This is a genomic window from Methanoculleus sp. UBA291, assembly GCF_002499755.1.
Lineage (GTDB): Archaea > Halobacteriota > Methanomicrobia > Methanomicrobiales > Methanoculleaceae > Methanoculleus > Methanoculleus palmolei.
This window is the reverse complement of record NZ_DANC01000060.1, coordinates 17406-37087: the sequence shown is the minus strand read 5'-3', so window position 1 is coordinate 37087 and position 19682 is coordinate 17406. Positions and strand designations below refer to the sequence as shown.

The window sequence follows — 19682 nt, the reverse complement described above, 5'->3', positions numbered from 1 at the left end:
GCGGTGGATCAAGAGTCATCACAGGTCACATCCACAAACACAACGTTGTTTACAGTATTTGAGGGGGATGCATAATAAGTATCAGGCCAGGCCGCCGGGGTCCGCGGCAGGACTCCGGCCGTCAGGTCAGAAACCCGCAGGCGTATATCGTCAAACTTACGAGAACAAAGAGACCGGTTCCGAGGATGAGTAACCCCAGAGTGTCAAATACAGAATCACTCTCAATCCATTTCGCCAGAGCGTGCATGACACCGGGTATTGCATTCGGGTATATATATTTATCTACAGACTGCGGATGCCCGAAGGAGGAACCGACCGGCAGCATCCCGGCGAAGATACACTTCGTTCAACGCCAGAGATAAAAAAAATTTGACGCCCAGGACGGAATTCGAATCCGTGTCGACGGCGTGACAGGCCGTCATGATAGGCCACTACACTACCTGGGCACTTCTTTGTCTGGGGATCCCGCCTCCCGGATTCGAACCGGGGACATCGCGGTAGCCGCGCAGTTCGCCCGAGAGCGAAGACTATACTACAGCCGCGCACTCTACCAGTCTGAGTTAAGGCGGGTCTCTGCTCTAACAATGTTAGAGCGAGTAGTAGTTAAATATTTCGTCAAATCTCTCAGGTACCGCACGGGCGGGACATCAGGCTATAAATACACCCTTAAACAATGGATAAGTATGAATTCTACAAACGCTGATGCACCTGGGAACGCTGAAGCGTACTGTTTTCTTCACCGATAGCCGTGCGAAAAAGAACGTCACCGTTTTCGACACCACGTTGCGCGACGGAGAACAGACGCCGGGCATCTCATTCACGCTTGAAGAGAAACTCGGAATTGCACAGCACCTCTCCGATATCGGGGTACACGCCATAGAAGCAGGCTTTCCAGCCTCCTCCACCGCCGAACGCGAGATCGTCAAAGCCATCAAGGGTCTCGGGCTGGATGCCCGGGTCTGCGGCCTTGCACGGGCGCTCCCGGCCGATGTGGATGCATGCATCGACTGCGACGTCGATCTGGTCCATGTCTTCATCCCGACGTCCGACGTTCAGCGCGAGTACACGATCCGGAAGACACGCGAGGAGGTCCTTCGCGCCACCGGCGATATCATCGCATACACCCGCGACCACGTCGGCCAGTGCATGTTCTCCGCGATGGACGCCACGAGGACCGACTGGGACTACCTGATGGAGGTCTACCGCGTTGCGGTGGAGGCCGGGGCCACGGTCATCAACGTCCCCGATACCGTCGGCGTGATCACGCCGGCGGCCATGAAGCGCCTCATCACCCGGATCGAGGAGGAGGTGAACTGCCCGATCGACGTCCACTGCCACAACGACTTCGGACTTGCGGTGGCAAACACCATCGCGGCGGTCGAGGCCGGCGCCTCACAGGTGCAGGTGACGGTGAACGGCATCGGCGAGCGGGCGGGTAACGCGGACCTCGCACAGACGGTAATGGCCCTCTCGTCCATCTACGGGATCGATACCGGCATCAAAACGGCGAGTCTTGTGGAAACCTCGAGGCTCGTTGCACGCTACGCGGGAATGAGCATTCCCGCCACGCAGCCGATCGTCGGTGAAAACGCCTTTGCTCACGAGAGCGGGATCCATTCACACGGTGTGATCGCCCGGTCGGACACGTTTGAGCCCGGGATCATGACCCCGGAGATGGTCGGTCACCGGCGCAGGCTGAAACTCGGCAAACATGCGGGCAGGCATGCGGTCAGGCAGATGCTGGCCGAGGTGCATATAGAGCCTGCCGACGCGCAACTCGACGAGATCGTCCTGCGGGTAAAGGCAATTGCCGGCAAGGGCAAACGGGTGACGGACGCTGATCTCTACGAGATCGCCGAAAGCGTCATGCAACTTACCCCCGATGAAAAGACCCTGCACCTCCAGGACGTCGCTATAATGACCGGCAACCACGTGATCCCGACGGCCAGCGTCAGGGCAATCGTCAACGGAGACGAGCACATCTTCTCAAGCGTCGGCAACGGACCGGTGGACGCGGCCGTGCGGGCAATCCTCGGCATCATCCCGGCTCCGGTTCACTTAAAAGAGTTCAACATCGAGGCGATCTCCGGGGGTACGGATGCCCTGGGGCATGTCACCATCGCCGTCGAGGACGAACGGGGCCGGGTCTTTGATGCCAGCGCCTCAAATGACGATATCGTCCTCGCGTCGGTCGAAGCAGTGGTCAATGCGATCAACCTGGTCTGCCGGACGCGAAAGAGCGACCGCGAGCAGGAGTAATGAACCCACTCCTTTTTGCCCGCCAAAAGATTTTGAATTCAGGAAGCTTCGGGAGGCTTCTGCTTTCCTTCCAGTGCCTCCCGGACCTGTGAAGAGAGTTGTTCAAACCTGCCCTGCAGGGCTTTCTCCTGTTTTTCAAGCGACTTGACCCGAAGCTCGAGCGTTTCAATGCGCTCGTTTAAGGAAGCGAGTACCTGCTCCCTGCTCTTCTGCATCATGACGCTGCCGACGTTCATGAATACAGCCGCATCCTCCGGGACGTCGCCGAGATCCTCGACCGCCCGCCTGGCCTCGCGGATCGTCAGTTCATACTGGGCTTTCTGTGAGACCACGGTCTGCAACTGCTGCTGCATCTGCTGGAGCATCGCCAGCTGGTTCTGGACTTTCGGTGGGATATTCTCCATATACATGACCCTCCTGAAATGGGACGAAGATGGGTAACAATATTTCGCATGGCGAACGGGGAGCCGCCCCGTTCCCCCATCCTATCTCTACATGATAGGGCGTGAAACCAATAAAAGGTGAGGGTCGGGGGAAGAGAACGCCGTCAGGGTTCATCGGCGACCCATTTCACCCGGACCCGAGAGGGCAAGGTCGCTACGACGATCTCCCGCATCTCAATTGCGATGTTGATCAGCCGCAGCCAGGTGTTGAGGGCCGCACGGAGTGCCGGTATGTCGGCGGCGGTCACCTCAAGAACGAGCGTATCGGCACCTTCGAGCCGCACACGGACGGACGAACGGTCGCCTACGTCGCCCATCTCCTGACAGACGGAGAGATAAAGGGCACGGACGTCATCGACCGTGAACCGGAACGTTGCCGAGTGCATCAGGGGACAACCTTCAGGATATAGTGCTTTCGTTGTGTCCCGTCAAAGGCGATACGGTGCTCGGGAAGAGTATCACCGGCAAACGTGACGGCGATCTGACCCCCAAGCGCCTCACAGACGGAGCGGTCCGAGACGAAGAGCCCGCGGGCAAGCACCCCGCCCCGCTCCTCGACGGTGAACGATTTAACAGGAATCTCCGCCACCGATTCTTCATTCGAGAAGACCTGGATGAGAAAAAAAGGACCCGACCGGGAGACGATCACAACCGACTCATCAAGGGAAATGAGGTCGCCCATGCCCGCCTTGCCACGGGTGACATACTCCCCGCCGATCGCGAACGCCAGATCCCGGGCGAGGGAACGCACTTCCGGGACCGGTTTACGCGACGTCGTGACGACCGTCATCGAGCCTTCAGGTCTTTTATTGCAGCGCCGCGCTCTTTGAATAAGATCCGGTGCCCACAGTAGGGGCAACGTATATTGACGTCGATATCCACTTTCTGCTTACAACGAGCGCATTTATAGGCAGCCACGACCGATTAGCCCTCCTTCTGCAGCGAACGCTCGATACTTCGTGCAGCGACACGCATCGCAGGCGTTTCGGGGACGTAACTGCCGCCGGCAAACTTAAACCCGCACTTGCGGCACGTCCAGATACCCGTTCCCTCACGCCTGACCGCCACCTGATCGCAGCGGGGACAGGCGTGGCTCGCGCGGGAGACCGCCTCGATCTGGTTGATTCTCTTCCGGATAAACCGGCCGTACCTCGGGCCGAACCGCCCGGAACTCCCGACTACCCTTCCCTTGGCACTCTGTCTGCGATTTGCCATTTCGCGTACCTCTTGTATGTCCTCTAATTTTTGTTCTGTCGACTAATATAGTTACTCACGACATGCGTTCAACGATCCGGGTCTCTGCATTTCCCTTGGAGACTTTGTTCACCAGATCATAGAACTCATCCTGGGCGCCCGCCGGAATCCTGACGACGGCAATCCAGGAACCATCCTTCTGCCACTCGTCCTGTTCAAGTGTCCCCGCAGTCGTGATCTCGTAGGCCCTTGCGGCGTACTCCGCGGGAATCTTTACGGCGATGCGAAGTTCCTCAAAACGGATGGGGAGGAGGGGACGGAGTGCCTTGACCACCTCTTTGACCTGTTCGTCAACGGACTTGAAGGGGTCGATGCTCACCCTCGCCTCTTCCATGGCAAGTTCGATACGCTGCGGAGGGTGAGGGAAACCGGTCTGCGGATTGACGGCGTTCCTCGATATGAACGTGATGACCCGGTTTCGCTTCTCTGCAATAAGGTGGCGGCGCTGTTCGGAGGTGAGATGAATCTCACCCTTCTTGATGATCCGGAGTGCGGCCGGTTCGAACTCGGTCGTCTTGAAGACCTTCAGAAGGGACTCATCGGACGCCCGCTCGGCGTGAGCGGCATTCGAGAAGATGGAGTCGGCCGCTACGACCTCCTCCAGTTCGACGTCCTCCCCCTGCCGGATGCGCATGGCCTGATCGGGGTCGACAAGCACTTCAAACCGCTCTCCGTAACTCTCAAGCCGCGCTACAACTGCCTGATCCAGAGGTATCATTGGGGGTCCCGCTCACTCTTCAAACTGGTCGACGTAGGTCTTCACTTCTTCTTTCTCCAGCTTCCGGAACTCCCGGGCCTCGGTAGAGACGACGCCGATCTCGATGGCGCTCACGTCAAGCTTCCCTTCGGTGGCGGCATGGAGAGCCTTGATACCGAGCCTTATGGCGTCGGCGAAGTCGGCATCCTCCCGGTACTCGTCCTCGAAGACTTTCATGACCGCGGGCCGCCCCGTCCCGATACCGGTCGCTTTGTACTCGAGCAGCGTGCCGCTCGGATCGGTCTCAAACAGCCGGGCCTCCCCGTCGCTGATCCCTGCAATCAGGAGAGCGGTCCCATAGGGGCGTGCACCGCCGAACTGAGTGTAAGTCTGCATGTGGTCGCAGAGCTTTTTTGCGAGAATCTCGACGTTGATCGGCTCGTTGTACGAGACACGGTTGATCTGGGATTCGACCCGCGCCCTGTCCACGAGAGCCCGCGCATCGCCGACGAGGCCGGAAGATGCCACACCGATATGTGTGTCGATCTTGAAGATCTTCTCGATGGACGCCGGCTCAAGGAGACGGGAGGTCACCCGTTTATCGACGATCAGCACGACGCCTTCGCTGCACTTGATTCCCACGGCCGTCGTGCCCCGCTTCACTGCTTCTCTGGCGTACTCAACCTGGTAGAGCCTTCCATCCGGGCTGAAGACTGTGATCGCCCGGTCATATCCCATTTGATATTGTGGTTGCATTATCGTTCCTCCAAATCGGCTTCGGTGAAAAACAATGACTTCTGATGCTTAATACCTTTTTCGACCAGATCAACCTTTCGATGAGGATAGTGATACACCGAGAAATAAGTTTCCCCGAACACCGCTTCCCCGGCCTCATTCTGCGGCCGGATCGGCTTCATCCGGCGCCGCAGTGCGTGGATGGTCCCGGAAGTGGCGACCGTCCGGAGGGCGGCCCGCTCGTTTCCAATCGCGGTGACCGTTGCAAGCGCAGCCGCGATATCCTTCTCCGTTCCCCGTCGACACCGGACCACGGCATATCCACCATCGCAGAAGACCACCGCCGGTTGTGCGAGACCGACGACCGCATCGCCAAGGAGCGAGGACGCGGCCTCGATGACCGAGAGGTAGACCCGCTTTGGGTCCGCAGCCATTCCATAGGGGAGAACCCGCACCAGGATGTAACGCCGCTTTGTCCGCATCGCCGGCGGTCTTGGTTTCATCTGATCACCCTTACGGGCTGTTTCGGTTCGGTGAGCAGGTCGACCGATGCGAAGGCCTCACTCACTTCCGCCCCCGTCATGCCGAAGAGCGCACAGAGACCCCGGACCTCCCGGACCGACCGCTGATCGAGTATCGAGCGTGCGCCCGACGATATCGTCAGTGGAAAGCCGTAGCGCCGCTGCAGCGAGAGAATGTCCGCATACCGCTCCAGCGTCTTCTGGCGCTTCGTCCCGCGGGACTGGATGATGGGAGCCATCGAAAGGTCCACCCCCACGCCATGCTCCGCCGCCGACCGTGCGGCGACGTGGTCAAAGGCATTCCTCCGGGTGGCCTGGATATTCCTGATGACGTGAACTTCTTTGATCGCGACAACGGCCCGGTTGAAAGAGGTGTCCCCGGCGTTGACGAAGACCACGTCGGCCCGCCGGACGGCGGGCTCGCGCACCTGCCTGAGGATGTCCTTCTGCGATGCGGCATCGATCACGACGCCCTGAAGGACCTTAAGCCCGGTAGACGGACGCCCTACCCCACCGATGGCGACGATGCTATCGAACCCGAGTTCTGTTGCTTCGAGCGCCATCCGTGCAAGCGTTGAGTCGCCGGCGGGGTAGGGATGTACACTGGCGTCTGTGATCTTCATCGTGGGTAGACCGTATCTAATAAAAAAAGAAGGTAGTTATTTGCCGCGGTTCGCGTTGGAGCGGATGCTCGGCCGGGTCTTCTCGGTTCCGCGCCCGCGCGCCCGCATACCCCGCCCCTTCATGCCGGCGGAGGTCTTGCCCCGCTCCGCACGGCCGCGATGGACCGGGCTAGCAAGCCATGCGAGGTTGCGGTCGCTCTGGATCGCCGGGTGATGACCGTCGACCAGGATCACCTCAAACCACTTGGCCCGTCCATCTTCCCCGACCCAGTAGGAGTTTAAGGCCTCCATGTTCGGGAACTTTCGGGACGCACGCTCTTCGGCCATGCGCTGCAGGCTCTTTGCCGGGGTCATCCGGCGCATGCCCATGCGTGCGGTTCTGCGCCCGCGGATGTACCGGGGCTTTCTCCGGCCGCCGCGGCGGATCTTGACCCGCACGACGACGATGCCCTGTTTGGCCTTGTATCCAAGCGAGCGGGCCCGGTCGATCCGGGTCGGGTGCTCAACGCGCACGACACTCCCCTCGCGCCGCCACTTCTGGAGGCGCTCCCAGAGGAGACCGTTCACTTCCGACCTGCCGGGCCGCTTCCATGCCTCGCGAACGTAGGCATACATTGACTTTGCCATTCTTTTAATCACCTCAGGTTCAGCGTTTCCGCCACATTCCTTTCCGGGACGTATCCCGTGGCTCCTAACAGGTTAGCGAGAACACAGATAAAAGATTCCTTTTGCCGGCGAAAGGTGCCCGCAAGAAAACCTAGACACCCTTGCGCTTCTCCACGACGTGGACGGCATCGATCCGGGTGACCGGATACTGTCCGTTTTCGTCTTTCTCCGCCGACTTGACCATATCCCAGACGGTGAGAAGAGCGACGGAGACGCCGGTGAGCGCTTCCATCTCGACGCCCGTCCTCCCGTAAGACTTCACGCGGGCGGTCGCTTCGATATAGCCGTCGCCTTCCGCAAAGTCGATGATGATGCCCCCGAGAGGTATCGGGTGGCACATGGGGATGATGCGCGGGGTGTCTTTCACCGCGAGGGTTGCCGCCACCCGTGCGGTCGCAAGCACATTGCCCTTAACCACGGTCCCTTCCCGGATAGCCTGAAGCGTCTCGTTTCGCAGGTAGATCCTCCCGCTTGCAACCGCTTCCCTGGAGACCTCGGACTTTGCCGAGATGTCTACCATCTGCGCGCGGTCGTTCTCGATGTGGGTGAAGACCGGGGTCTTACCCTCTTTGCCGGACTCGTTCATGGGTATCGCAGGAGATCTTCTCGTTCTTCGGGGATAAAAGAGGGCGTTTTCGGGAGCGCCTCGGAGTGACCGGAAGCGGGCCGGAACGTTATTTCGGTGTTTCGCCCCCGAAGAGTTCTTCCGGAATGTAGTCCAGCATATCGGTGGCGAGCATCCCGCACCGGCGCTCCTCCGCGGCCTGCATACCGGCCCTGCCGTTTGCGTACGCGGCGATGCAGGCCGCCTCGAACGCGGGGAGATGGCAGAGGCCCGCCCCTGTGACACCGGCGAGCAGGTCGCCCGTCCCCCCGGTGGTCATGGCAGGGGTTCCGGTCCGGTTGAACCTGACCCGCGCCCCGTCGGAGACGACGTCGACCGGACCTTTGAGCAGGATGGTCCCAGTCGTTGCGGCGGCCTTCACGCACCGGCCGCGCTCCACAAGGTCCGCCGGCGGTTCCGTCCGGAAAATTCTCGCGAACTCTCCGGCGTGCGGGGTGTAGACCGTCTCTTCAGCCGCCGGCAGGGGGAGGGCGAGCGCATCGGCATCAAAGACCGCTCGTTTCGCCGCCCCGGCGATGGCGAGCACGACGTCATGGCTCCTGGTCCCGAGGCCCATGCCGCAGACAACCACATCGGCCCGTTCAACGAGCCGGAGGATCGTCTCCAGGTGATCGCTCGTGATCACCCTCCCCTCCAGGCGCTCGTAGATCAGGTCGGGCATGGGGATGTAGGCGGGAGAGGCTATCCGGACGATATCGGCCCCGGCGCGGAGCGCACCCATCGCCGCGATGTAGGGCGCCCCCTGGTAGGGCCCGCCCCCAACCACCAGCACCTCGCCCCCGGCGCCCTTGTGGGCTCCGGATGCCCGTGCCGGGACGAGGGTGAGGTCGCCGGGACCGGTATAGACCTCCGCTTCGAGGGGGATGCCGATATCCGCCACATCCGCACCCTCCACCTTCGGCCGGTGGAACGATACTATCTTCGCCGCCCGGATGCCGGGGGTGGGGATATCGACGGCGACGACCGGTGCCCCGCTTGCGTTTGCCCGGGCGACAAGGGTTGCAAACGGTTCCCGCACCGCCCCCGAGAGCCCGGTGCCGATCATCGCGTCGACGATGACGTCGGCTGCGGTAAAGAGAGGGCCGAGCCGATCGGTCTCGGCGGCACACCGGACCCGGTGAAGGACAACGGAGCAGTGCCGGAGGAGGGATTCCTGAGCAGCGGCCGCAGGAGTCATCGGGTCGCAGTCGGGGCAGACGACGTCGACCGCGTCGAGGTGCTGGAGGTACCGCGCCGCCACCATCCCGTCGCCGCCGTTGTTCCCCCTCCCGCAGAGGATGAGAACGCGGGAGGGCCCATATGCAAGGACGGCATCGGCGGTCGCCTTCCCTGCGCTCTCCATCATCGAAAGCGACGAATGGCCGAGCGCAACAGCGTTCCCCTCGACCGCCCGCATCCTGCCGGCGTCGATCACGCCGGTCTCCAGAAATTCACGCATTTCGTTTGTCGCCATGTACCGTCTCTCCGGAAAGGTTGTATGATCGGTGCTATGGTGCTATTATCTTAGATATCTTTTGAAGAGGCGGGGGGCGAGGACAGGGTTTGGACGGAGCAAAGCGACCGAAGCGGGGGAAAACCGGTACAGTGGACCGTGGGGGCATCCTCTGTCTCCACTCGCAAGATCGCACATCTCGTCAGCCCCACCCGCCCCGCCGGGGCGGGGGCGGTGCGAGGCGATATGCGACGGAAGGAACATCCGGAGCACGAGCACCGAGGAACGACGTTCCTTCAGTTTCAGGAACGGAGTTGTCCGATAGAAATCCCTGCATGGGTGTGTGTAGAACGACACAAGGAACAAAACAGACCCTTAAGAAGGACTGCCCAAAGAGTCCCATGCACCCACGCTTTATTGACATCTCGCGACGCACTACTATGGAGATGGGCCTCGAAACAGATGTACGGAGGGCGGCGGATCGGATCTGTGAAGCGGAGTCGGTGACGGTCGTCTCTCACATCGACGCCGACGGCATCAGCACGGAGTCCATTCTCGCACAGGCGCTCTCCCGCGAGGGTATGCCGGTCGAGTCCATCTTCGTCCGCCAGCTTGAGCCGATGGCAATGCGCCACGTTCCGAAGGATAGTTCCTTAAAACTCTTCACCGACCTAGGGGCCGGCCAGCAGAACCTTCTGTCGGCGCACGGTCTCTCGGCGGACGAGGTCCTGATCCTCGATCACCACATCAGCCAGCCCTGCGACACGGCCTACCCCCGGGTGAACTGCCTCGATTACGGGATTACGCGGATGAGTGCGGCTGGTATCGCGTACCTGGTTGCGAAGGCAATCGACCCGACGAACATCGACCTTGCCAAACTCGCCGTGGTCGGGAACGTCGGGGATATGATGGCCCGGGAGAACTGCGGGCTGGTCGGCCCGGCACGCGAGATCGCCCAGGACGGCGTGGAGTACGGCAACATCGTCGTGCAGGACCGGGACCTGAACTGCTACGGGACGTCCACCCGCCCGGTCCATGTCTGCCTCGGCTACTGCGACGACCCCTACATCGACGGGATCTCAAACAACCCGAACACGGCGCTCCGGTTCCTCGAAAAACTCGATGTCGAACTGAAGACGCCCCGGGGAGGCTGGCTCGTCTGGGAAGAACTCCCGTTCGACGACCGGCGCAAGATCATCAGCGCTCTTGTCCAGCAGCTCATCGCACACGGGAGAGACACCGACCGTCTGCTCGCCGAGACCTACATATTCCCGGACGAGCCGGAACGGACGGCGCTCAGGAACGCCTCCGAGTACGCCACGCTGCTCAACGCCTGCGGCAGATGGGCAAAGCCGAAAGTCGGGAGCAGCATCTGCCGCGGCGACCGCGCCGAAGCCTACCGCGACGCGGAGTACATGCTCGGCCACCACCGGGCGGTCATCCGCGACCTGCTCCAGTATATCCTTGAAACCGGGGTGACGGAGTTGTCCCACCTGCAGTACATCAACACCGGCGACCGGTTCCCCGACACCATCGTCGGGATCGGGGCGGGCATGGCGCTCTCCAAACTGAACTGGAGAAAGCCGATGATGGTGCTCGCCGCGATGGTGGACGAACCGGAGACCACGAAGGTCTCAATGCGGACGAACGAGTGGGCGCTTGACCGCGGAGTCGACCTCTGCGCGGCGCTCGTTGAGGCGACGGCAGCGGTAGGCGGCGCCGGCGGCGGGCACCGGATTGCGGCCGGGGCGTTCATCCCCCACGACACAGAAGAGGAGTTTGTTGATTGTGTCAACCGAGTACTCAAAAGACAGTTCGCTTCGGCGGATCCGGACGATTGCTGACTTCCAGTTCGGCGCCGGGGCCGGAGTTGCAGTATTCCCCGACGAGTGCACCTTCCAGTTCTCCACAACGGGGCGCATCCGGCAGGTGCGCCTCGGGAAAGAGAGGCTCGCCACCGTCAGGGCCCAGGACGGCCGCCTGACCCTCGGGATCGTCGGAGCGGCGCGGCTCGCAGCGCATCTCCCCCCCCCGGCCTACCGGGTGAGGGTGCAGGAAGACGTGGCGGCGTTCATTGCGGACGGAAAGAATACGATGGCAAAGCACGTCGTCGCCGCCGACGCGCGTATCCGCACAGGAGACGAGGTGATGGTGGTGACCGGGGACGACGTGCTCCTCGCCACCGGCACGGCCCTGCTCTCCGGCCGGGAGATGCTGGCATTTAATTACGGTGTAGCGGTAAAAGTACGACAGGGGAGAGGATCCGAATGTTTCCCGGAAAGATAAACCCGAAAAAGATGAAGCAGATGATGAAGCAGATGGGCATGGAGATGGAGGAGATCGAGGGCGTGGAGAAGGTAGTGATCTCCACGGCCCGGGGGAACTACGTCTTTGACGATGCCCAGGTCGTCGCGACCACCATGCAGGGGGTCACTACCTACCAGCTCACGGGAGAGGCCCGATTTGAAGAGGCCGACCCGGAGATCCCCGACGAAGACGTCGCCCTCGTCGCATCCCAGACCGGGGCGACGGAAGAGGTTGCCCGCAAAGCGCTCACCGAGACCCGCGGCGATATCGCCGAAGCGATCCTGAAACTCGCGCAGCAATGATCGAGGCCGGCGAACGCCTCCTGCTTGTCGGTGAGGACCGCGAGTACTTCGTGACGGCGAGCGAAGGGCCGTTCTCCACCGACCGGGGGGTGATCGACCTCGGCGCGCTCGCGGGCATGAATCCCGGGGGCGAGATCAGGACCCATCTCGGCGTCCCGTTCAGGGTCCTTCGCCCCCGATCGACCGATTTCTTCGTCCACGCGAAGAGGAGCGGGGCGCCCATGCTCCCGAAGGATATCGGGATCGTGATCGCCTGCACGGGGATGAACCGTGAGGACACGGTCCTCGACGCCGGGACCGGGAGCGGGGTTGCCGCAATCTACTTCGGGAAGATCGCGCGCGAGGTGAAGACATACGAGGTGCGCCCGGAATTCGCCCGACTCGCGGAGAAGAACATCCGGAACGCGCGGCTCGATAACGTTGAGGTGATCGCGGCCGATATGCTCGCGGCAACCGGAGAGTTCGATGTCGTCCACCTGGACCTCACGATAACGCCGGCGCACGTGGAGCACGCTTTCTCGCTTCTTTCGCCCGGGGGCTACCTCGCCTGCTACACCCCGTTCCTTGAGCACACGTTCGTCGCGCTCGATACCGCGGCGCCGCTCTTCCGGGACGTCCACTGCTACGAGTGCATGGAGCGGGAACTGACGCGCTCCGCCCGGGGGACCAGGCCGTCGACCCGGGTCGCCCACAGCGGTTATATCACGATTGCACGGAAATAGGCGGGTCTACTCCCGGAGCGGGTGCTCCCACCCGGTGTAGCCGCAGTAAATACAGCAATCGCCGCCGCAGTGCCTGCACTTCCGCGACGGCTGCAGCACCATCACGGTACCCTTCTTGTCGCAATAGAGGCACCCGAGCCCTCCGCAGTGGCAACAAACCTCGGGGGCATACTTTTCCCGTTCTTCGGACATGAACGCTCCTCCAGACATAGTATGAGGCGGGCGGAGATGAGAAAGGTTGTTGTGCATCGGGCGGGAAAAAAAGGTATTAGTGGGTGCGGGGCGAACCACTATCCAGGAGAGAAGAGGGCTTTTCGTCCGTGTTACGACGGGAGGGCGGAACGGTTCGGGCACCGCCCCCGCCGGCCGGGCCCGGAGCCCCGGAAGGTAGCCACACGATGTACCACATAATCTCTATCCGCGATTTTGAAAGGAGCGATCTCGATTACCTGCTGGACCGGGCACGGGAGTTCGATACCGGGAAGTACCGACCCCGGATGCTTGAGGGCAAACTTGCGGCTCTCCTCTTCTTTGAGCCCAGCACCCGAACGCGAATGTCGTTTGCGACGGCCATGGCGCGGCTCGGCGGGGACTCGATCAGCGTCGATTCCGTCGAAGCAAGTTCCATCGTCAAGGGAGAGACGCTGGCCGACACCATCCGGGTGGTGAGCGGCTATGCGGATGCCATCGTGCTCCGCCACCCAAAGGAAGGAGCGGCCCGGCTGGCAAGCGAGTTCGCCACGGTCCCGGTCATCAACGCCGGGGACGGCGCCGGGCAGCACCCGAGCCAGACGCTGCTCGACCTCTACACCATCAGGCAGTCGATGCCGATCGACGGAATACATGTCGGACTTCTCGGAGACCTCCGTTACGGCAGGACCGCACACTCACTGGCGCTCGCCCTCTCCCTCTACGGCGTCACCCTGCATACAATCGCACCGAGAGGCCTCGAGATGCCGGAAAGTATCACCCTCGAACTTCGAGAGCGCGGGATGGAGGTGATCGAGCATACGGACGTGGAAGAGGTGATCCGGGATCTCGACGTTCTCTATGTCACCCGGATCCAGCGCGAGCGGTTTCCGGACTCGGCATCGTACTACGACGTCGCGTCCAGTTACCGGATCACGCCCGACCTGTTCACCGGTGTCCGGGACCGCCTGATGATCCTCCACCCCCTCCCGCGCGCCGGGGAGATCGACCCGGCGGTTGACCGCACGCCCTATGCACGCTACTTTGAGCAGGCAAAGAACGGTGTGCCTGTCAGGATGGCGCTCCTCCATGAGGTGATGAAGTGACCAGGAAAGACCCGTCAGGAGGGCTGATCATCAGCCCCATCAAGAACGGCACCGTCATCGACCACATCACGGCCGGTGAGGCATTGAACGTGCTCCGGATACTCGGGATCACCGGCTCGACGCACGAATGCCTGAGTGTCGCGACGAACGTCAGAAGCAAGCGGATGAGAAAGAAGGATATCGTCAAGATAGAGAACCGGGAACTCCGCACGGAGGAGGTCGACCGGATAGCCCTGCTTGCACCGCACGCAAAGATCAACATCATCCGCGACTACCAGGTGGCGGAGAAGAAAGGCGTCGAGACCCCGCGTGTCCTCAAAGGTGTGGTCAGGTGCCCGAACCCCGGCTGCATCACGAACACGAACGAGCCGGTGGAGAGCACGTTCGAGGTGCTCCCGAAGGGGCTGCACTGCCTCTACTGTGACTGGCTGATCAAAAAGAAAGACATCCCAAACCACATCATCTGATCAGGCGCCCGTGTCCGTCGATCTCCCCCCGGTAGATCCGGGTGCTCGAGATCCGCCGGCCGTCTTCGGCGAGGACGCAGGAGATCTCGTGGAGGTCGACCTTCCTTTTCCCCCGCTCCCGCCGGAGTTCGTTGATCTTCACGGCAACCGGGAAAGTCTCCTCGGAGACGACGAGGATATCAAAATCCGCGTCGAGGGCGCTGCCATACCGGTCGGAGAGCGGCTCGACCCGCCATGTTGCGGTGTAACCGTGCTCCCGGATAAAAGATGCGACGTTCTCCAGCCGTTCCTGATACGAGTGGACCGGGTGCACCTTTGCGCCGGCAAACTCGTCGGTCGTCAACCCGAGGATCACCTCCCCGTCAGGCCCCGCCAGTTCAAAGGAGCGGGCAAGGAGTTTCCGGTGCCCGGCATGCAGAGGATCGAACGTCCCCCCGACCATCACTTTCATCTGGAGGCGTTTGCCGTGAGGGGTTTTATGGGTAGTGGTCGATGGCGGGGCGGAAAAGAGTGGTCGAGGGAGAACATTTTGTATCGTCGCAACCAATATGAACATACTATGGAGAGCGGATCGGTTGTGGGGAGCCGTGTCTATATCGCGGAGAACGCAACAGTCATCGGAGACGTGACGCTCGCCGACGACGTGAGCGTATGGTTCGGCGCCGTTATCCGGGGCGACAGGGACCGGATCGCGGTAGGAGCGGGTTCGAACATCCAGGACAACGCCGTCGTCCACACCACGCCAGGTTTCCCGGTCGAGATCGGGGCGGAGGTCTCGGTCGGCCACGGGGCCATCCTGCACGGCTGCACCATCCGTGACCGGGTGCTCGTCGGGATGGGCGCCGTCGTCCTGAACGGCGCGGTGGTGGGGGAGGGCTCCATCATCGGCGCCGGCGCCGTCGTCACCGAAGGAAAGGATATCCCGCCGCGCTCGCTGGTCCTCGGGGTGCCCGGGAGAGTGGTCAGGGAGACGACACCCGAGCAACAGGAGGGAAACGTCCGAAACGCGCATGAATACATCAAACTCGCGGGGAAGTACCGCCATGACTGACGTCGCGGTCATCGGCGCCGGGGTTTCCGGCATCCAGGCGGCGCTCGACCTTGCGGCGCACAACATCCACGTGCACCTCATCGAGCGCGAACCGACCATCGGCGGACATATGGCCCAGCTCGACAAGACGTTCCCCACCAACGACTGCTCGATGTGCATCCTCTCCCCGAAGATGGTGGAGGTCGCCCGGCACCCGAACGTCACCATCCACACCTGTTCCGAGGTCGAATCGGTCGAGGGGGAGGTCGGAAACTTCCGGGTCAGGGTCAGAAAGCACCCCCGCTACATCATCGAGGATGAGTGCAACGGGTGCGGAGACTGCATCCAGATCTGCCCGGTAGAGGTGTACAACCGGTTTGACGCGGGCATCGGCGTCAGAAAAGCAATCTACAAGCCCCATACCCAGGCGGTCCCGGATATCGTCGTCAGGGACAAGGAACACTGCATCGAGTGCGGCCTCTGCTACGATGTCTGCGGCAAGGAGGCGATTCTCCGCGAGGATGAGGAACGGGTTATCGAGATCCCGGCGGCAAGCATCATCGTCACGACCGGGTATGGGACGTTCGACGCCGGACGCAAGACACAGTTGCGGTATCTCACCATCCCCGACGTGATCACGAGCCTCGAGTTCGAGCGGATGATCAACGCGAGCGGCCCGACGGGAGGCAAAGTGAAGCGCCTCTCAAACGGCAGGCCCCCACGAAGTGTGGCGTTCGTCCAGTGCGTCGGCTCCCGCGACCTTTCCATCGACCGTCCGTACTGCTCCGGGGTCTGCTGCATGTCCGCGATGAAGAACGCCATGCTGATCCGCGAGAAGAATCCCGACATTGAGGTCACGATCTTCTATAACGACATCCGGGCGTACGGCAAAGGTTACGAGGAATACTACGAGCGGGCGAGGCGGCTCGGGGTCCGGTTCGTCCGCGGGTTCCCCGGCGAGGTGCTCGAAGGAGACGGCCGCCTCATGATGGTCGCAGAGAACACGGAGACCGGCGAGGTGGAGACGTTCTACCCGGACCAGGTGGTGCTCTCCGTCGGGCTCGAACCCGCCGACGGGGTGGAAGAGATCAGCCGGATGCTCGGCCTTCCGCGAGACGATTCAGGGTTCTTCGGGGTCGCCGACCAGAAGACCGGTCCCGTGCTCACGGTGAAACCCGGGGTCTACGTGGCGGGGACCGCCACCGCGCCCCGGGATATTCCGGACTCGGTCGCCATGGGCGGGGCGGCGGCGATGCGGGCGTATCTGGACGCGGTCAGAGCGGGGTGAGCATGCCGGAGAGAGAAGACCTCTGTACCATCGCATGGGACCCGGAGAACGAGGGTATCGTCTACATCGACCAGACCCTCCTCCCGGGAAGGTGCGATCTGATGCGGTGCACCACCGTCGAAGACCTCGCCCGGGCGATCAGGAGGCTTGAGATCCGGGGGGCACCGGCGCTCGGTATCGCCGGCGCGATGGGCGTAGCACTTGCAGCCGTCCGGAGCACCGAGACGGACCCCGGGCAATTCCAGAATGAGATCAGACGGGCCGCAGACCTGCTCAGGAGCACCCGCCCGACCGCGGTCAACCTCGCATGGGGGGTCGACCGCGTGCAGAGGAAGGTGGCGATGGCCGCATCGGTCGCCGAGGCGAAGGAACTCGCGGTCGCCGAGGCGAATGCCGTCGCCGATGAGGACGAACTGGCCTGCCGGAGGCTCGGCGCGTTCGGGGAGGAACTCCTCCCGACAGCATGTACGGTGCTCACTCACTGCAACGCGGGAGCGCTCGCCTGCCGGTGCTGGGGAACGGCGCTCGGGGTCATCCGGTCGGCGGTTGCGGCAGGGAAGGAGATCCGGGTGATCGCCTGCGAGACCCGGCCGCTGAACCAGGGGTCCCGGCTCACCTGCTGGGAACTTGCCCGGGACGGGATCGACGTGACCCTCATCCCCGACTCCTCGGCGGCATACCTTATGCGGAAGGGGATGATCGACCTTGTCATCGTCGGCGCGGACCGGATAACAAATGACGCGGTTTTTAACAAGATCGGGACTTATATGCACGCTGTCGCCGCCCATCACCACGGGGTCCCGTTCTACGTCGCAGCGCCGGTCTCTACGTTCGATCTCGCCCGGACCGAGAAAGAGATCACCGTCGAGGAGCGTGACCGGGCCGAACTCGCCTACTGCGGCGACCGGCAACTTGCTCCCGACGACGTAAACGTGCTCAACTACGCCTTCGACGCCACCCCGCTCGACCTCGTCAGCGCAATTATCACGGATATCGGGGTGCTCCGGCCTCCGTATGACGGATCTTTTCAGTTTGTCGGGGGAGCCGGAAAATGACCGTTTTCGATTCGGGGATCTGGACCGGGCTGATGGTCCTCATCGGGGAGGTTACGCTCTTCCTTATCCTCGGAATGCTGTTTGCAGCGATAGCTCTCGCGATCATCGCCACCGCCTCTATCACCAGGGGAAAATTTTACCTGCCGCGCATCCTGATCCCCGGCATGGTCCTCCTGGAGGGACTCGTGAAGGCGTTCTGCAAACTCCTCGGGCTGGATGATAAAGACCTCATCACGTTCTTCATAACGCTCAGGAACACGATGAACACCAAAGCCTTTGCCGAGACGCCGATTGAGCGGCGGGCGGTCTTTCTGCCCCAGTGTCTGCGTTCGGCACAGTGTCCGGCGCACCTGACGCCGGAAGGCCTGAAATGCCGAAACTGCGGCCGCTGTCCGGTCGGGGAGAACGTGGAGTGGCTGGAGCGCATCGGGTATCGCGTCTTCATCGTCCCGGGCTCGACGTTCATCAAGCGGATGGCCAAGAAGTATCGTCCGCAGGCGATCATCGGCGTCGGCTGTCTTATAGAAGTGAAGGACGGGATCGATATGTGCGACCGGGTAGGGATTACCGCACTCGGTGTCGTGAACATAAAGGACGGGTGCGTGGAGACGATAGCGGACTGGGCCGCGGTGAGAGATGCCGCCCTGCTCGGCCTCGAACACCCATCAGGTGCCGTAGACCTTCACGGCCCTGCCGAATAACCGCTCGCTCGCGACCTTGCCGTAGACGAAGATCGTCTCGTCGCTGTTGACGTCCCCGACGCTGACCCCCGGCCGGAGAGTGATGTCTCCTCCCGCACGGATGGAGCAAAGACATGCGTTGTCGCAGATGGTGACGGTCGTTTTGACACGGAGCGGCCCTTTTATCTTTGCATCATGGCCGACGATGATGTTCCCGGCCTCGATAAAACCGCCGACGGTTGAGCACGGCCCGAGTTCGAGGCGGCCGGAAACCAGCAGGTTGCCCCAGATGTGCGTCTCCGGAGGGGTGATGAAGTTTCCGTCTATCTTCACGTTTCCGTCAAAAAAGGAACCTTTTGGTGCTATATACGTGTCCCCGTGCCGGTAAACTTTCATGAAGATCTCCTTTTAGATAAAACAACTCGGTCCGCAACAAGATAAAATTATGCGATTATTCCGAAAACCGGAAAGACGCCCCGGGATGTTCGCCGCGGCTGGAGAGGATACCGGATGAACCCGGTCTCTTCACAGGGGGGACGGTGCAGGGACACGGTTTTACATTACCGCGGCAACCGCAAAGACCGCAAGCGCGGCGAACATCCCGGTTCGCAGGATCGACGTCGCCCGCGACTCCCGGACGCAGGCCGGCGTCGTGCACATGGCCCCCCGGGCGGCCCCGAAGAGGATGACGCTATCGACAACCGCGATGGCGGCAAGGTAAAAGGGGCCCCACCAGTCGCCGAAGGGCAGGAGGCTCACCGCGACGGCACCGCAGGCACAGGCAAACGCGAGCACCCCCGTCCACCGGACGCCGATGACCATGGGAAGAGTGCGTGCGCCTCCCGCCGCATCCCCGTCCACGTCCTCTGCGTCTTTCAGGACCTCCCGCGCGAGGGTCGCAAGGAACGTGATCGCTGCAAGCGATAGGTTCTGGACGAGTCCTGCGATGCCCGCGAACGCCCCGCCAAAGAGGAAAACGCTCGCCGTCAGGTAGGCGACGGCCATGTTGCCGCAGACCGGGACCCGTTTCAACAAGACGGCGTATGCAACAAGGATCACCGAGTTTATGACGGCTATTGCAAGGCAGAGGGGCGTTGTCAGGACGGCAATCGCGATCCCCCCGGAAAAGAGGGCCACCGAGTACAACTTTGCACCGGCAAGACTGATCTCTCCGGACGGTATGGACCGCTCCGGTCGGTTGATCCGGTCGATCTCGACATCATAGAGATCGTTGATCACGTTCCCGCCGGCGGTGATGAGCGCGACGGTCACGGCAAGCAG

At 62.0% G+C, this 19682-nt stretch carries 27 protein-coding genes and 2 tRNA genes; 11 read left to right on the top strand and 18 right to left on the bottom strand.

Features of this window, described 5'->3' with window-relative positions; all coding sequences use genetic code 11:
• Positions 1-373: 373 nt before the first annotated feature.
• Positions 374-446, bottom strand: a tRNA-Asp gene (locus tag BP737_RS14280).
• Positions 447-463: 17 nt separating this feature from the next.
• Positions 464-570 (bottom strand) — tRNA-Tyr (locus BP737_RS14275).
• Positions 571-702: 132 nt separating this feature from the next.
• Here BP737_RS14275 and BP737_RS14270 point away from each other — a divergent pair.
• Positions 703-2259 (top strand): 2-isopropylmalate synthase, encoded by a 1557-nt coding sequence (locus BP737_RS14270; RefSeq protein ID WP_292405174.1) that lies wholly within the window; start codon positions 703-705, stop codon positions 2257-2259.
• 38 nt (positions 2260-2297) lie between these two features.
• On the opposite strand, the gene BP737_RS14265 is transcribed toward BP737_RS14270, so the two are convergent.
• The 12 genes from BP737_RS14265 to BP737_RS14210 form a co-directional block, all read right to left on the bottom strand.
• Entirely contained in the window at positions 2298-2663 is a 366-nt protein-coding gene (locus BP737_RS14265) for a prefoldin subunit beta (RefSeq protein ID WP_292405177.1), read from the bottom strand.
• Positions 2664-2806: 143 nt separating this feature from the next.
• Entirely contained in the window at positions 2807-3088 is a 282-nt protein-coding gene (locus BP737_RS14260) for a KEOPS complex subunit Pcc1 (RefSeq protein WP_292405181.1), read from the bottom strand.
• On the bottom strand, positions 3088-3492 hold the full coding sequence (locus BP737_RS14255) for a hypothetical protein (protein WP_292405183.1): 405 nt from the start codon (positions 3490-3492) through the stop codon (positions 3088-3090). Before BP737_RS14255 ends, BP737_RS14260 begins: the two co-directional genes overlap by 1 nt.
• Positions 3489-3620 (bottom strand): DNA-directed RNA polymerase subunit P, encoded by a 132-nt coding sequence (locus tag BP737_RS14250; RefSeq protein WP_292405186.1) that lies wholly within the window; start codon positions 3618-3620, stop codon positions 3489-3491. Before BP737_RS14250 ends, BP737_RS14255 begins: the two co-directional genes overlap by 4 nt.
• 6 nt (positions 3621-3626) lie before the next feature.
• On the bottom strand, positions 3627-3917 hold the full coding sequence (locus BP737_RS14245) for a 50S ribosomal protein L37ae (protein ID WP_292405189.1): 291 nt from the start codon (positions 3915-3917) through the stop codon (positions 3627-3629).
• A 55-nt stretch (positions 3918-3972) separates the two neighbouring features.
• Entirely contained in the window at positions 3973-4674 is a 702-nt protein-coding gene (locus tag BP737_RS14240) for a ribosome assembly factor SBDS (protein WP_292405192.1), read from the bottom strand.
• Positions 4675-4686: 12 nt separating this feature from the next.
• Positions 4687-5409 carry an archaeal proteasome endopeptidase complex subunit alpha gene (gene psmA, locus BP737_RS14235; protein ID WP_292405194.1) on the bottom strand — a complete coding sequence of 241 codons (723 nt, stop codon included), beginning with the start codon at positions 5407-5409 and terminating at the stop codon, positions 4687-4689.
• Positions 5409-5891 (bottom strand): Rpp14/Pop5 family protein, encoded by a 483-nt coding sequence (locus BP737_RS14230; protein WP_292405197.1) that lies wholly within the window; start codon positions 5889-5891, stop codon positions 5409-5411. Before BP737_RS14230 ends, psmA begins: the two co-directional genes overlap by 1 nt.
• Positions 5888-6532 (bottom strand): RNase P subunit p30 family protein, encoded by a 645-nt coding sequence (locus tag BP737_RS14225; protein ID WP_292405200.1) that lies wholly within the window; start codon positions 6530-6532, stop codon positions 5888-5890. The genes BP737_RS14230 and BP737_RS14225 overlap by 4 nt, the downstream gene beginning before the upstream one ends.
• A gap of 36 nt (positions 6533-6568) precedes the next feature.
• Positions 6569-7159: a 50S ribosomal protein L15e gene (locus BP737_RS14220; RefSeq protein ID WP_292405203.1), complete on the bottom strand. Its 591-nt coding sequence runs from the start codon at positions 7157-7159 to the stop codon at positions 6569-6571.
• A gap of 130 nt (positions 7160-7289) precedes the next feature.
• Positions 7290-7784 carry a cyclic pyranopterin monophosphate synthase MoaC gene (gene moaC, locus BP737_RS14215; RefSeq protein ID WP_292405206.1) on the bottom strand — a complete coding sequence of 165 codons (495 nt, stop codon included), beginning with the start codon at positions 7782-7784 and terminating at the stop codon, positions 7290-7292.
• Positions 7785-7872: 88 nt separating this feature from the next.
• Entirely contained in the window at positions 7873-9276 is a 1404-nt protein-coding gene (locus tag BP737_RS14210) for an NAD(P)H-hydrate dehydratase (protein ID WP_292405208.1), read from the bottom strand.
• A 425-nt stretch (positions 9277-9701) separates the two neighbouring features.
• On the opposite strand from BP737_RS14210, the gene BP737_RS14205 reads away from it, so the two are divergent.
• The 4 genes from BP737_RS14205 to BP737_RS14190 are packed head-to-tail and all read left to right on the top strand — an operon-like array spanning position 9702 to position 12586.
• Entirely contained in the window at positions 9702-11099 is a 1398-nt protein-coding gene (locus BP737_RS14205) for a DHH family phosphoesterase (protein ID WP_292405211.1), read from the top strand.
• A complete protein-coding gene (locus BP737_RS14200; protein WP_292405214.1) occupies positions 11044-11541 on the top strand; it encodes a PUA domain-containing protein in 498 nt (165 codons plus the stop codon). Before BP737_RS14205 ends, BP737_RS14200 begins: the two co-directional genes overlap by 56 nt.
• Positions 11523-11864 (top strand): nascent polypeptide-associated complex protein, encoded by a 342-nt coding sequence (locus BP737_RS14195; protein ID WP_292405217.1) that lies wholly within the window; start codon positions 11523-11525, stop codon positions 11862-11864. Before BP737_RS14200 ends, BP737_RS14195 begins: the two co-directional genes overlap by 19 nt.
• The gene (locus BP737_RS14190) at positions 11861-12586 is read left to right on the top strand and encodes a methyltransferase domain-containing protein (RefSeq protein WP_292405219.1); all 726 of its coding nucleotides are present in this window, start codon (positions 11861-11863) and stop codon (positions 12584-12586) included. The genes BP737_RS14195 and BP737_RS14190 overlap by 4 nt, the downstream gene beginning before the upstream one ends.
• Before the next feature lie 6 nt (positions 12587-12592).
• Here the strand turns inward: BP737_RS14190 and BP737_RS14185 are convergent, their stop codons facing one another.
• Positions 12593-12778, bottom strand: a complete 186-nt coding sequence (locus BP737_RS14185; RefSeq protein WP_292405222.1) for a hypothetical protein — start codon at positions 12776-12778, stop codon at positions 12593-12595.
• Between the two features lie 206 nt (positions 12779-12984).
• Between BP737_RS14185 and pyrB the strand changes: the two genes are divergently transcribed.
• Both pyrB and pyrI read left to right on the top strand, forming a co-directional pair.
• Positions 12985-13881, top strand: a complete 897-nt coding sequence (pyrB, locus tag BP737_RS14180; RefSeq protein WP_292405224.1) for an aspartate carbamoyltransferase — start codon at positions 12985-12987, stop codon at positions 13879-13881.
• Positions 13878-14348 carry an aspartate carbamoyltransferase regulatory subunit gene (gene pyrI, locus BP737_RS14175; RefSeq protein ID WP_292405227.1) on the top strand — a complete coding sequence of 157 codons (471 nt, stop codon included), beginning with the start codon at positions 13878-13880 and terminating at the stop codon, positions 14346-14348. The genes pyrB and pyrI overlap by 4 nt, the downstream gene beginning before the upstream one ends.
• On the opposite strand, the gene BP737_RS14170 is transcribed toward pyrI, so the two are convergent.
• Positions 14341-14799 carry a phosphopantetheine adenylyltransferase gene (locus tag BP737_RS14170; RefSeq protein WP_292405229.1) on the bottom strand — a complete coding sequence of 153 codons (459 nt, stop codon included), beginning with the start codon at positions 14797-14799 and terminating at the stop codon, positions 14341-14343. The two genes, pyrI and BP737_RS14170, sit on opposite strands and share 8 nt — an antisense overlap.
• Positions 14800-14907: 108 nt before the next feature.
• Between BP737_RS14170 and BP737_RS14165 the strand changes: the two genes are divergently transcribed.
• The 4 genes from BP737_RS14165 to BP737_RS14150 are packed head-to-tail and all read left to right on the top strand — an operon-like array spanning position 14908 to position 18422.
• On the top strand, positions 14908-15399 hold the full coding sequence (locus tag BP737_RS14165; RefSeq protein WP_292405232.1) for a gamma carbonic anhydrase family protein: 492 nt from the start codon (positions 14908-14910) through the stop codon (positions 15397-15399).
• The gene (locus tag BP737_RS14160) at positions 15392-16666 is read left to right on the top strand and encodes a CoB--CoM heterodisulfide reductase iron-sulfur subunit A family protein (RefSeq protein WP_292405234.1); all 1275 of its coding nucleotides are present in this window, start codon (positions 15392-15394) and stop codon (positions 16664-16666) included. Before BP737_RS14165 ends, BP737_RS14160 begins: the two co-directional genes overlap by 8 nt.
• Positions 16667-16668: 2 nt before the next feature.
• Positions 16669-17721 (top strand): S-methyl-5-thioribose-1-phosphate isomerase, encoded by a 1053-nt coding sequence (gene mtnA, locus BP737_RS14155; protein ID WP_292405236.1) that lies wholly within the window; start codon positions 16669-16671, stop codon positions 17719-17721.
• On the top strand, positions 17718-18422 hold the full coding sequence (locus BP737_RS14150) for a DUF116 domain-containing protein (RefSeq protein WP_292405238.1): 705 nt from the start codon (positions 17718-17720) through the stop codon (positions 18420-18422). The genes mtnA and BP737_RS14150 overlap by 4 nt, the downstream gene beginning before the upstream one ends.
• Here BP737_RS14150 and BP737_RS14145 read toward each other — a convergent pair.
• Together BP737_RS14145 and BP737_RS14140 are read right to left on the bottom strand one after the other, a co-directional pair.
• Complete coding sequence (locus tag BP737_RS14145; protein ID WP_292405240.1) at positions 18387-18734, bottom strand: polymer-forming cytoskeletal protein; 348 nt, start codon at positions 18732-18734, stop codon at positions 18387-18389. The genes BP737_RS14150 and BP737_RS14145 overlap by 36 nt on opposite strands.
• Positions 18735-18956: 222 nt before the next feature.
• Positions 18957-19682: geranylgeranylglycerol-phosphate geranylgeranyltransferase (locus BP737_RS14140; RefSeq protein ID WP_342686288.1), on the bottom strand; the 726-nt coding region annotated here is incomplete at its 5' end.